At 55.8% G+C, this 12,527-nt stretch carries 8 protein-coding genes; 7 read left to right on the top strand and 1 reads right to left on the bottom strand.

Translation table 11 applies throughout. The features are described from left to right. Positions 1-82: 82 nt before the first annotated feature. On the bottom strand, positions 83-2,377 hold the full coding sequence (locus ABWY06_RS25620; protein ID WP_353928407.1) for a hypothetical protein: 2,295 nt from the start codon (positions 2,375-2,377) through the stop codon (positions 83-85). A gap of 884 nt (positions 2,378-3,261) precedes the next feature. On the opposite strand from ABWY06_RS25620, the gene ABWY06_RS25615 reads away from it, so the two are divergent. From ABWY06_RS25615 to ABWY06_RS25585, 7 genes are all read left to right on the top strand, one after another. Next, positions 3,262-3,984 carry an ABC transporter permease gene (locus ABWY06_RS25615; RefSeq protein ID WP_353928406.1) on the top strand — a complete coding sequence of 241 codons (723 nt, stop codon included), beginning with the start codon at positions 3,262-3,264 and terminating at the stop codon, positions 3,982-3,984. 2 nt (positions 3,985-3,986) lie between these two features. After that, complete coding sequence (locus ABWY06_RS25610) at positions 3,987-4,655, top strand: ABC transporter ATP-binding protein (RefSeq protein WP_353928405.1); 669 nt, start codon at positions 3,987-3,989, stop codon at positions 4,653-4,655. Further along, the gene (locus ABWY06_RS25605) at positions 4,652-6,376 is read left to right on the top strand and encodes an FkbM family methyltransferase (RefSeq protein WP_353928404.1); all 1,725 of its coding nucleotides are present in this window, start codon (positions 4,652-4,654) and stop codon (positions 6,374-6,376) included. The genes ABWY06_RS25610 and ABWY06_RS25605 overlap by 4 nt, the downstream gene beginning before the upstream one ends. 13 nt (positions 6,377-6,389) lie before the next feature. Beyond that, positions 6,390-8,915, top strand: a complete 2,526-nt coding sequence (locus tag ABWY06_RS25600; RefSeq protein ID WP_353928403.1) for a glycosyltransferase — start codon at positions 6,390-6,392, stop codon at positions 8,913-8,915. Further along, the gene (locus tag ABWY06_RS25595) at positions 8,915-10,282 is read left to right on the top strand and encodes a sulfotransferase family protein (RefSeq protein ID WP_353928426.1); all 1,368 of its coding nucleotides are present in this window, start codon (positions 8,915-8,917) and stop codon (positions 10,280-10,282) included. The genes ABWY06_RS25600 and ABWY06_RS25595 overlap by 1 nt, the downstream gene beginning before the upstream one ends. A gap of 196 nt (positions 10,283-10,478) precedes the next feature. Next, entirely contained in the window at positions 10,479-11,591 is a 1,113-nt protein-coding gene (locus tag ABWY06_RS25590; RefSeq protein WP_353928402.1) for a sulfotransferase family protein, read from the top strand. Then, positions 11,592-12,326, top strand: a complete 735-nt coding sequence (locus tag ABWY06_RS25585; protein ID WP_353928401.1) for a sulfotransferase family 2 domain-containing protein — start codon at positions 11,592-11,594, stop codon at positions 12,324-12,326. The last annotated feature ends 201 nt before the right edge of the window (positions 12,327-12,527 follow it).

Below are 12,527 nucleotides of genomic sequence, written 5' to 3'. Positions count from 1 at the left end.
GCGCGCCACCGAATGGTGTCGCCGCCGGGTAATGGTAATGGGCATCGCGGCAGCTGCCCGGGCCGCGACGACCCGGGACCGCTTAGCGGCTGCGCTTGAGCAAAATCAGCAGTTTCTCCTGGGCGTCCTCGCGGATCTCCCAGGTTTGGCCCTGGGTCGCCAGCTCGCGCAGTAGCGCCTCGGGCACCGCATCGTTGGCCAGCGCCAGCTCCGGATCGCGCAAGGCCACTTGGCGCAGGCTTGTTTCGCTCAGGGCGGGGTTGTAGGCCGCCGCCAGTGCCACGTCTTCGACTGGGTCCTGCAGCAAGGTTTCGAGCTGCGCGGCCGGCAAGTTCACGTTGTGCGCGACGGCCTCGCGCAACTCCTCGATCGGGTTGGCCGCCATCGCCGTCCACCAGGCCGAATCCGGTTGCCGGTGCAGGGTCTTGAGCGCAATCGCCAGTTTGGTATTGCTGTCGTACCAGCGTGGCAGCGCCATCTCCAGCTGTTCGCGGGAGGCGTGACGCTGGAGTATGAGGGTCAACGACCAGTCCTCGTTGAGCGGAAAATCGCGCCAACGTTCATCCAGCAGTGCCAACGCCTCCGGTGGCAGGTCGTGCTGATTGTACAGCGTCGTCTCGAGCGGGGGGCGCACGTCGCGGGCGGTGGCCAGCAGTGCCGCGTCGGTCACGTTGGGGTTACCCAGCAATTCGTCCAGGGCGGTTTGCGCCGTTTCGTCGGGACCGTCCTCATCCGGGCTGGAAAAGACGCCGAGCAGCGACGGCTCGGCATTTTTCACCAGCTGCAATTGAACGGTGGGAGGGATCGCGGGGTTTTCCGCGATGCGCTCGTGTTGCGCATAGTCCTTGCCCGCCGCCGTCAACAGCAGCCCCAGCAACTCGCCACTGGTGGCGACCTCGGCCAAGGCTTCGTTGCGCAGGCGCAGCTGTGGGTCACGCCAGGCCTGGACTTGGCGCTCGGGGCTGAGCGCCGGGAACACGGCCAGGCGGACGCTATCCTCGGGATCCTGCACCAGGCTGTCGGCCACGGCCTCGCGCTGCTGCGTCGTTAGCTCGCCGGCGCGCACCCCCAGCGTCTGTTCGGCCAGCAACCGGCCCAGTGCGGCACGGACTTCGGTCACCGGGTCCTTGCTCAGGGTTTGAGTCAACGTCAGCGGCAGCGGGGTGGCGGCGATGGCCGCCCGCACCTGGGCGTCGGCATCCCGCGCCAGTGCTTCGCGGCGGTTGAGCGGCAAACGTTGGGCATTGTCGTCGATGCTCACCAGGTTGCGCCGTACCTCGGTGTCGTCATCGCCCGCCAGGACCAGTAGTTGCGCTGACGGCAGGTCGCTTTTGGTGGCCACCAGGCGCCGCACCTGCGGGTCCGGGGAGGCGGCCAACTGCACCAGCAGGGCCGGCGACAGGGCCTCGCTGGCCAGGACCGTCTCGGCCAGTTCGGGGCTGACCTTGTCCGGGTCGCCCACCACGTCCTCGTCGGGTGAGCGCGCCGCCAACAGGTTTCGCACCTCCGGGTCCGCCGTGGCGAGCAGGCGACTGCGCAGGGGCTTGTCCAGCTCGGCATGGGCGGCCAATACCCGATCGATCAGGGGGTCACTGCCCACCAGCGCGACCTTGGCTTTGGCGTTGGAGCCCAGGGCGGTACTCAGGTCCTCGACCAACGCGGCGGGGGCTGGCTGCTGGCGAAACAACGGCTCGCCGGCGCGCATACGCGATACGGCATGGTCGTAGCTCGGCGTGCTCAGCGGGTTGTCCTCCTCGAACTCCTCCACATCGTAGAGCTCAGGCACCAGGTGCCGTACGGCCAGCGCGGCCTGCTCGGCGTCGGTGCCGGCCATGTCGTCATAGACAAAGCCCAGCTGACCGCTTTCATAACTGCTGGACTTGTCATGCACGACCAGGCCGCGGGCATTGACCTTGCCGTCCACCTCGAAGGTGAAGTCGTTGTACTCGGCGATCACCAACCCGCTGGCATTGAGGTCGCCCTGCACATAGAGCGAACCCCAGCTCATCAGGTCGTCGACCTGCAGGTTGCCCAGCACCACCAGCAGGCCAATGCCATCGCCATAATCGTCGTAGTCGCCGGCGATGGTCAGGTTGCCGTCCACCACCAGGCCATGGCTGTTGTCGAAGGACCCGTCGATGCGCAGGTCGCCCTTGTGCACTATCCAGCCGATGTCCGGGTCGCCCAGGTAGTCGCCGATCTGACTGGCGCTCAGGCGCGTGCGCAGGGCGCCGAGCTCGGCCTTGGACATGCTGGCATAACCGGGTTGTTCGACCAGGGTGGAGCTGTCCAGCCAGGTGGCGGCCAGGCTGGCTGGACTGAGTGAACAGCAGAGCAGGCCGAACACCGGGAGTAAAAGCGCAAGGCGGGGCAACATAGAGGATCCAGAGCGGGTTGTTAGAGATGGGGCAGCAGTTTAACGCGTGTGAGCGCGCCGATCGCGGTTTGCTTTAGTTCGCTTAAGGGCGCAAGAGCGGACCAGCCGGCTTGAAGCAGGCCTGCCCTGTTGGATCCGCCTGCGGCGCGGGGTGCTGTGCAGGTCCTGCGTTAAAGCTGCTACTTTGTGGAGAGGCGCTGATATGAGCGTCGCGGAAAACCGCTCGGTAGCGGCCTCCATAGCCGGAAAGCATCACCCCCAAGAGTGGTTGGCGCCACGTGGCCCATTGCCGCGTGGTTTACGGAAAAAATGCGTCCGCGTTGGCGGTGGCGAATGCTGCCGCGCCCGTACCACTCGGCTGAAGTGTCAGCGGCGCTGAAAAAGTGACGTTTTCAAGCGTGAAGCGGTCAATCTTCGGTCAGTTCTGATAATGCAGTGTTCAGGAGCATCGAATGAAGTTTAGGAACTGTGGTAGCGGCAACGAATGTGGTTCACAAACCCCTGCATGTTACTTCCTGACACGCTGCCTTGCCCATGAGTGACCTTGAGTCCTTAGGTGGTGCGCTACAGGCTAGCCATGGCCTTGACGGCCGGCTCTCTGCACGGTTTTCATCCCCCGCTAGCGACGCGCGTTCTGACGCGCGCAGCATACGGGTCAGCACTGAACTGGCCGAGGCGTTTCCAGCCAGAAGCCCAGCACGACCTGTGGAACCCAGGCATAGCGGCCACTGATTCACAGGAACACCAGCAGCGCTTTCAGGGTTGCCCTCGACCACGATCACGCCCTTCACCAACTCCCTCAGTTAGGCTTTTGCATGCAGCTTGCGTCATCGAACCATCATTCCCTTTCACGCGTTCTGCGGGTCGCCTGGCTGAGATCCTGGATGGGCCTTAAATCCGAGTCCCGCAGCACGCGCCTTGGCTACCTGTGGTGGCTAATCGAACCTGCACTGCACATTGCGGTGTACTACTTGGCGTTTGGTGTGCTGCTCAGACACGGTGATGACGATTACATCGCCTTCCTGCTGGTCGGGGTGGTGCACTGGCTGTGGTTCTCCAAAAGCATCATGAATGCCAGTCAGTCGATCTTGGTGGGCCGCGAACTCATTCTGCAGCTGCCGTTGCATACAGGCATATTCCCCCTGGCGGAAATATTTCGGGATCTGCTAAAGCAGCTGGTGGTGGTCGCGGTGTTGCTGCTCAGCCTGCGGCTGATGGGCTACTTACCGAGCGCATTCTGGTTGTACTACCCCGTGATATTTGCCTTGCAGGTCCTGCTGACACTGCCCTGCGCGGGCTTGGTTGCCGCCCTGACCCCCTATATGCCCGATTTGCGCGTGATCGTGCCGGCCTGTTTGCAACTTGGCATGTTCGTGTCAGGTGTATTTTTCGGCCGTGATCTGATTCCAGCCGAGTACCAGTGGCTGCTGCATCTGAATCCGGCATATCTGTTGCTTGAAAGCTACCGTGACATTTTGATTCGTGAGCAACAACCTGCCTGGGGCATGCTGGGACAAATGACGCTTGGTCTGATGCTGTTCAGCGCGCTGGTGATCGTGCTGTTTTCGCGCCTTAATCGGCATTTCGCTCGCATCATTCAGGATTGAACATGGCACGCTTACTCCTCGAATTGGAAGAGGTGCACTTGATGTACCGCCTGCGCCGATCCATCTTTCGCACCTCCACGCACGCGGTCATCAATGGTGTAAGCCTAAAGGTCCACGAAGGCCAGCGCCTTGGCATAATGGGGCACAACGGGGCTGGAAAAACCACTTTACTGCGGTTGATGGCCGGCATCTATGCCCCTGATCGGGGGCGAGTGGTTAACCATGGTGCCCGGGTTTCGCTGTTGTCGTTGCAGGCAGGTTTCGACCCGCGTCTCAATGGCTGGGACAACGCCATACTGAGTGGAGTGCTGATGGGCATGAGTCTAAAAGAGACGAAACAGCGCTTGAATAAAATTCATGAATTCAGTGAACTAGGCGATCAGATGGGCGATCTGCTGGGTACCTACTCGTCCGGCATGCGTGCTCGTCTCGGTTTTGCTGTTGCCCTTTCGATGAACGTTGATTTGCTCCTGATCGACGAAGTGCTATCGGTGGGTGACCAGGACTTTCAGAAAAAATCCGAGGAGGCGGTCAGGGACGCCGTTGCTCAAGGATGCGCTCTGGTGCTGGTTTCCCACTCGCCAATCAAGCTGAAGACTTGGACTGATACGGTCCTAGCGTTCGAGCACGGCGCGATTCAGACTGCCAGTCTTGTCGAAGCCGTTCTATGAGTAGAATGATCAGTTACGCTCAAAATTTTGAAGACGTCATCCTTGAGCGCATTTTCAAGGATCAGTCAGATGGATTTTATGTCGATATAGGTGCGTGCCACCCTATTTATGACTCGGTCACCCATCATTTTTATCTTAAGGGCTGGCAGGGGGTCAATCTAGAACCACAGCCCGTCTTGTTTGACGAATTGACCGCTGTGCGCCCGCGCGATATCAACCTGAGATGCTGCGCCGGTCAGCAAGCAGGCCAGCTGAGCTTGGCTATTACCAAGGACATCGGTACCTCCACCCTGGATCCGGAATTGGCCGAGGTCTACCGGCGCGAGCAGGCGGTGGTGGAGGAAATCAGTGTCAGCGTCGTTACGTTGAACCAGGTATGGGACGAACATGTCGGTACGCGACAGGTTGATTTTCTAAAGATCGATGTGGAGGGTTTTGAGAAAAACGTCCTGCTGGGGGCGGACTTTGAGAAAGTCGCTCCCGCGCTCATTGTGATTGAAGCGACACGGCCCAATTCAGACAGGCTGTGCCATGAGCAATGGGAGTCGCTTTTGCTGGGGCACTATGTTTTTTTCTATTTTGATGGCCTCAATAGGTTCTATCAGCGTAAAGGCCTGGCTCTACCCGGCTGTAGCAATACGGTCGCGCCTAATGTGTTCGACCAGTTCAAGACCTACCCGCAGATTCTCTTGGAGCGAGCCAATGCCAGGTTGCACGAAGAAAGGCTTGAGTTGACTCGGCAGCTCCAAGGGGCGCAAGGACAAGTCGTTGATAAGGAAGTTGCCTTGGCGGCAGCGGCGGACGCCTATCAAGACCTGCAACTCAGTTTCCAGGTTAAAGCCGACGAATTGCAATGTGCGCAGACGCTGCTACAGGGTGAGGAGATTGCCCGGACTGGTAGCGCGCGCGAGCGTCTACCCGCAACGGAATCTCCTGAGCGGGCTGGACAATGTCTGCTGGAAGAGTTCAATGGGGCCCTGCTCACTGAACGAGAGGACTTACGCGAGCAATTACAAATTGCCTTTAGCCACCTTGCCGACAAGGAGCAGGCGCTTGCCGATGCAGCAACCGCTTACCAGTCCCTTCAGGCTGCTTACCAGATCAAAGAAGATGAGTTGCGAAAGGTACTGGGGGCATGGCGCCGCGAAAATATCGCCCAGAGCGCACTGGGTAGCGACCACGCAGCGGATGCCTTGGAGCCTGGCGTAGCGTCATTGCCATCCTTGCTGGAGCAATTCAATGCCCTATTGCTTGATGAAAGGGAGGCCCTGCGAGAGCAATTGAAGTTGGCTCACGTTCAAAGCCTTGGCAAGGAGCAAGCACTGTTAGATGCGGCAGATGCCTATCAGGCGCTGGCGGGGGTCGTACAGGCGAAAGAAGCTGAGTTGCAGCACGCTCAAGAGTTGCTGGGTCGGAAGGAGGAAGAATTGTTGGATGCGTCCCAAACGTGTCAACGATTGATGTCTGCGCATGAACTTCAGTACAGCGATCTATCGAATTTGCTACAGCAGCACAGCTTGGGTATTCGAGAGGCTAACAGTGCTTACGAAAGCCTGCAAAATGAGATGTATCGAAAAGACACCGCTTTGGCAGAGGCCGCACAGGCGCATAGCTGTTTGCAAGAGGCGTTCGATGAAAAACTCAAAGAGTTAGAAACTCTCCATGCAACCCTTGCCGCGCGCTCGTGGAGCGCTGTCGGTGAAGTTAAAGAATCTCATTGAGAATGGATGCCGCATGATCTCAATCACAAATAATGATGTATGCGTTTTCACCATTGTCTCTAACAATTATTTGCACTATGCCAATACGCTGTTCGACAGCATCAAGGAGTTTTGTCCGCAGGCGGACCTGGTATTGGGGTTGTGCGATCGACGAACACCGGAAACTGTGTGTCCAGGCGCCGAAATCGTGGAGATTAGCGAGCTGGATATTCCCGATTTGGGTACGTTTATCTACCAGTATTCGATCTTGGAGCTCAATACGGCGATAAAGCCTTATGTGGTCGAATTGTTAATGGATCGAGGATATAAGCGGGTTATCTATTTTGATCCCGATATCCGTGTTGCCAGCTCGCTCGACCAAATGCTCGGTCTTCTCCAGCAGTATAATGTTCTGCTCACGCCCCATCTTACCGACCTGCTCGATGACGGAAAGTGGCCGACCGAGTTGAGTATTCTCCAAGCCGGTACTTACAATCTGGGCTATATTGCGCTGCGTGCCTGCCCTGAGACGCGTAAATTCGTCAAGTGGTGGCAGGCGAAACTTTATAAAGAGTGCGTCGTCGACCTGCCGCGTAACCTGTTCGTCGACCAGAAATGGATGGACTTGGTGCCCGGTATGTTCGACGGCGTTTATGTCAACCGCGATCCAAGCTGGAACCTTGCTTACTGGAACCTGAATCATCGCGACCTGCAGCAGTCAGGCGACGGCCATTTTACGGTCGAGGGTAGACCGCTGACGTTCTTTCATTTCTCCGGTTTTTCCATCGACGCCAGCACCCTCAGCAAGCACCAGAGCCGCTTTGAAAAGGGCCCGCGCGGTTCACCGCTACGCGAGTTGTGCACGCTTTATGAAGAGGCCTTGACCCGCAACGGAATCTCGCATTTCAAAACCTTGCCTTATGCTTTCAGCCATTTCGCCGATGGAACCTCTGTTCCGGATGCCGCCCGCCGCTTGATTCGCACTGGCGTGCAATTCGAGGGCGTGGACTTTTTCGATGCTAGCCAATGCCCGCGCATCCATTCGTTCCTTAACCAAGCTGTTCCCTCGCATAAGGGCGGTATCACGCTGACTGCGCTCGCCCTGGCGTTGTGGAGCTCACGAGCCGACTTGCGGGAGGCCTTCCCGGCAGTTGAAAGCGTCGACAGCATCCGCTTTGCCGAATGGTTTCTCGATGCGGCTCCACGTGAGGCTGGCTTCACCCACATTTACCTGGAGCCGGTTCGACTGGAGTTGGAACGGGCTCGCGGGACCCTTGCTGCCCAGCCGCAAAGCATCGGCGAGTCATTGATCAGTCGTGCATTTCGCACCATCTGGCGGCAACGTCGTCGCATTCCGCTGAATATGCGCATTGCCTTGGCGCCTTACGCGGGGTGGGTGCTTAAGCGCGCCTATCCACGACCCGAACTGCTTCCGGCTCCGCCACGCTGCAATGAGGCGGGTATCAACCTGATCGGCTACTTGCACGCCGAGAGCGGTGTGGGTGAGGCGGCCAGGGCTTCATTACGCGCGATTCGTGGTTCGGGCCTGCCCTATGCGTTGATCGATTATCGACTGGGCAATATTTCGCGTATGGGGGAAGTGTTGGAGGGGCATACCAATCAGGCTTATTACCCCATTAATCTCATGCATGTGAATGCTGACCAGAGCCGGATTGCTCGAGAACATTTAGGCAGCGAGCTTTTTCGCGACCGCTATACAATCGGTTATTGGTATTGGGAAATGCCGGTATTCCCTGAATTTCTGCATTTCGCCTATGATCAGGTCGACGAAATATGGGTTTCGACAGAATATAATCGAATTGCCATTTCTCAATTCACCGATAAACCGGTGACCGTGATCCCGCCGGCTATTGAGGTGAACATTGAAAAGCCCCTGAGCCGCGAAGAGCTGCATTTGCCCGAAAGTACTTTTATTTTCCTGCACATGTCGGATGCCCTCAGCATGCCGGAGCGAAAAAATCCGAGTGGGGTCATCCAGGCTTTCCTGCAGGCATTTGGCAGCCAGCCTGACCTCGATGTAAAACTGTTGATCAAGCTGTCCAATCTCGAGAAACAACCGAAATTGGCTGAGGAAGTCTACGGCGCCATGGAAATCGACAAACGTATCCAGTTAATCGATGGCTACTTGGACCGCAATACCCTCAATAATCTAATGAACGCCTGTAATTGTTATGTGAGCTTGCACCGTGCGGAAGGCTTCGGCTTGCCGATTGCCGAGGCCATGTATCTGAGTAAACCCGTGATTGCAACCCCGTGGTCAGGCAACGTGGACTTTATGAATCCAGAAAACTCGGTGCCTATCAACTACACCTTGGTAGAACTCCTGGAGGACATCGGCCCTTATCAGAAAGGCCAGGTCTGGGCCGATCCGGATATCGCCGATGCGGCGACAAAAATGCTCGAGCTTTTCAGTTCTCCAGAGAAAGCCGCGGCCATTGGCGTCGAGGCGGCAAGGACAATGAGAGCTCAGTGCAATCCTGCACGCGTCGCAGGGCTGATCAGTAAGCGCAACGAAGAAATCATGGAGGGAAGGGCTTGATGCATTCCAGCGCGCGCGCGATGACAGAATCTGTCGACCCTTTCCACGTCCGGGTGAGCGCTGTTGAATTGCAGCCGCGCCGCCCTGGGCTGATCCAGTCGCTTTTTTTGGAGGCCCCGCGGGTTAAGGATTGGGTCAACGGTAGTGTGCTGACTATTGTGGGTTGGTTTATCCCCGGAGATGGGATCCTGTTGGCGCGGGCGCTAATTGTACACCAGGGTAAAGTGCTCAAACGAACCCTGATCAATATACCGAGACCTGACGTATTAGGTGCCATCCCTGCCGCAGCGGGCACTTGTGTTGGGTTTCATTGCGAGTTGAGCCTGCTTGGACTCAGCAAATACACCGAGTTGGAAATCATTGTATCCTACGATGACAAGCAGTTTAGCGAGCGTCAGCGGCTATTGCTTTATAAGCTTGTGGTCGAAAAGAAAAGCAAGCTGATGGTCGAGTCCAAGTATCAGCCCGTTCAAGTAACTGCTATCGGCAGGAGTGGCACCACGTTGTTGATGCAGGTGCTTAACCAGCATCCGCAGGTGCTGACTACCAATTTCTACCCCTATGAAGTCAAACTGGCCACTTACTGGTTGCAGTTACTTAAGGTGGTTGCCGCACCCGCAGATTTGGAGTGCTCTTCACACCCGGATCAGTTTGAAGGCACTCAGGAAAGTATCGGGCATAATCCATATAGTCATCCCGAGTATATCGGTCAATATAAATTGACCTCGGCCATTCGAAATTACTACGATGTTTCTGTTGTGCGGTCCATTGCCCAGTTGGTTGTGGGTAAGATTAATGAATATTATGAAATAGTTGCAGAGGAAGAAGGGAAGCTTCAGGCTAAGTATTTTGCAGAAAAATCGTTGCCCAATCACATCAACGCACTGTGTGCTGATGTCTTCGATCATCCCAAGGAAATCATCCTGACGCGGGATTTTCGCGACATAATATGTTCTGCACGTGCATTCAATGAGAAGCGCAAAACCAAGGCCTTTGGCAGGGATACGGTGGCAGACGATTTCGAGTGGGTTGATGTGCTCGCCAACTCGGGTGCTCGGCGTATGCAGCAAGCCTGGTTGGAGCGAAAGGGGCACTCGCTGCATGTAAAATACGAAGACCTGATTCTCGATCCTGAGCATGAAATCAGTAGAATCCTGAATTACCTTGATGTGGAAAATGGCCCGAGCACGGTCGCCGGTATCCGCCAGGCGGTATTCTCCGACGTGGCGAGTGTTTCCAAGCACAAGACCACTGAAAATCCGAGCCTGTCCATTGGCCGTTGGAGGACGGACATGGACGACAACCTTAAGGCGCATTGTAAGTTGAGGCTGGGTGAGGTGTTGGATACATTTGGTTATGAGGTATGAAATAGCGATGCTGAGCCTCGGCGCCATTCACCATGTCTGGCGTGCGACGCACTGTTGCCTGGTGGCACTATGGCCTTGGCTGTTTTAACTAACAGGTGCGGGTTGAGAACAGGCTGCCGACGGGATGATTGGCGTTGGTCGGTGTGGCGAAAGGAATGGACAACTGGGGTTTCAGGTTTTTCATTAAGGTGCTGAAATGGCTATTTTTATAAAAAAAATAAAAACCCTATTTTTTCTGTCGCCGGGTACCGGAAGCACTTCTCTTTCGAGTTGGTTGATCGAGCATATGGATGGTGAATGGGTTCTGGATCCGCTTGCATACCCCCTGAATTATAAGCATGCCACGCCCGAGGAGGTCAAAGCAGCGGGGCTGCAGCTGTCTGAGTTTATAGTGGCGACCACCACGCGTCATCCCCTGGATTTTTATATAAGCCAGTATAATACGAAATCCATACGGGTTTTTGATGACCCCTGGTTCCACAAGGCGAAAAAAAGCTCGTTCAAGGATTTTTTACGGTTATTTGTCGAGGCCGCCCCTGAAGGGGTTGTGCATCCAGTCTACATAAGGTCAGCCGACGTTATATTTAGAAAAGAATGCTTGGAACGTGACGTTAATGAATTTCTTCAGCTGCTAGGTGCGCAGGAAGTGGCATCGTTACCGCAACTGAATGTCGCGCGCAATCTCAGTCATGATTTTTCAGACTGGTACGACGAAGAATCCAAGCAGTGGGTCCTGAAAAAGCATAAAGTGCACTTCGATCAGTTTGAGTATTCTGACGGGAAACTGGCGCCGGGTGGGTCCATGCGAATATCCAATGGCCTATCTGTAAAATCGGATGCCCTTGGGCTACCTGGGCAGCGCGTGATAGCGCTGTTGCAAGAACGCTACTGCCGGCAGTTGGCGGCCTGTGAAATGCGCGAGGGCCTGGATTTTACCATGGACCAGCCGCTGGCAGGCGATGGCTGGCATAACCGCGAGTCCGATGGTCACACCTATTGGCGTTTTACCGGTCCAGGCAGTGAGGCGAGCTTGCTGTTTCCCAAGGTGTTCGCTGCTCGTGCCCAATTGAGAATTTCGATATTTCATGCGGTGACTCCAGAGCATGTAGACAATCTAAGGGTGACCTACAATGGTTGCTTACTTGCCCTGATACACCGTGAGGCCAGGGTGCTGGAATACTCTATTCCGACGGAGGCGATGTGCGCGCTGCCCTATACTCAACTGGGATTTTCGACGCTGCCCAGTCAGCGTCCCGATCGCGATAGTCGGCTGCTGGGTGTCGCGATTCAACGAGTTGAGATTTGTTGAATGAATAAACAGGATCGGTATTTGTATTTGCATATACCCAAGACAGGAGGTGTCTCATTTCGGCAGGTTATTGAGAACGCCTTTCATGTGAATGAAGTTCTGCATGTGTTGAATCCGAAAGAGATACTCGAACATACGGACGATTCATTAGCACGCTATCGCTTTGTCCATGGGCATTTCAGCGCTTTCCACGTCGAGCATCTCTACAGCTTCAAGAAAATTACAAGTTTGCGTGATCCAGTGGCGCGTTGTTTGTCAGCTTATGATTTTTGGCGTGGTTTGACTGATTCTTCCGATTGGCCAGAGAACAGCCGGGCGCAGATCAGGCGATCGAAGGCGTTCTCGTTGGAAGAGTTAATCGACTTTCCGGACTGGCTGACCTCGAAGCATTTCAATAATCATCAAGTCCGCATGCTCAGAGGGGCGGTGGAGGAGACCGCAGCCGTAACAGCGGAGCATTTGGCCATGGCACTGAAAAACCTGGAATCCTTCTCGTTTATAGCCCTTAATGAACAGTTGCAACAGTCAAGGGAAATGCTTTGTCTGAAGTTCGGCTTTTTTCTCGCGAGCTCTTCTGTACGCTTGAATCAATCCAGTAATCGCAGCTCGGTGTTGCCGGAACTTATAGAAAAGCTCACGGTGGCCAATTCGTTGGATATCCAGCTGCTACAAAGTTTACGGGGTAGGGGGCTTGCAGCTATTAATAATATTGATTTATCGCATTGGGGGAGCTGAAAATTTTCTGATGAAAGACTGACTGGCGCGTTGGCGTATGCTTACTGCTTATTGTAAAGAATCATTATCAGCAAACGGGGCGAGCGGTCAGTGCGGGCGCCAAGGCAAAAACACTGCCAGCTTTGACGGAGCAGCGCTAGTACATTTAATGGAATGCGGATGCCTGGTGGCGTCGAAAGCCCGCCGTAGAAGCGAGACGGC

This window comes from Pseudomonas sp., assembly GCF_040514055.1.
Taxonomy (GTDB): Bacteria; Pseudomonadota; Gammaproteobacteria; order Pseudomonadales; family Pseudomonadaceae; genus Aquipseudomonas.
The sequence above is the reverse complement of the archived record's forward strand: the minus strand, read 5'-3'. Positions and strand labels throughout refer to the sequence as shown.

Excerpts from the sequence above, each read along its gene's own strand:
- ABWY06_RS25620 (WP_353928407.1), bottom strand. The coding sequence starts at position 2,377 with ATGTTGCCCCGCCTTGCGCTTTTACTCCCGGTGTTCGGCCTGCTCTGC.
- ABWY06_RS25615 (WP_353928406.1), top strand. The coding sequence starts at position 3,262 with ATGGGCCTTAAATCCGAGTCCCGCAGCACGCGCCTTGGCTACCTGTGG.
- ABWY06_RS25610 (WP_353928405.1), top strand. The coding sequence starts at position 3,987 with ATGGCACGCTTACTCCTCGAATTGGAAGAGGTGCACTTGATGTACCGC.
- ABWY06_RS25605 (WP_353928404.1), top strand. The coding sequence starts at position 4,652 with ATGAGTAGAATGATCAGTTACGCTCAAAATTTTGAAGACGTCATCCTT.
- ABWY06_RS25600 (WP_353928403.1), top strand. The coding sequence starts at position 6,390 with ATGATCTCAATCACAAATAATGATGTATGCGTTTTCACCATTGTCTCT.
- ABWY06_RS25595 (WP_353928426.1), top strand. The coding sequence starts at position 8,915 with ATGCATTCCAGCGCGCGCGCGATGACAGAATCTGTCGACCCTTTCCAC.
- ABWY06_RS25590 (WP_353928402.1), top strand. The coding sequence starts at position 10,479 with ATGGCTATTTTTATAAAAAAAATAAAAACCCTATTTTTTCTGTCGCCG.
- ABWY06_RS25585 (WP_353928401.1), top strand. The coding sequence starts at position 11,592 with ATGAATAAACAGGATCGGTATTTGTATTTGCATATACCCAAGACAGGA.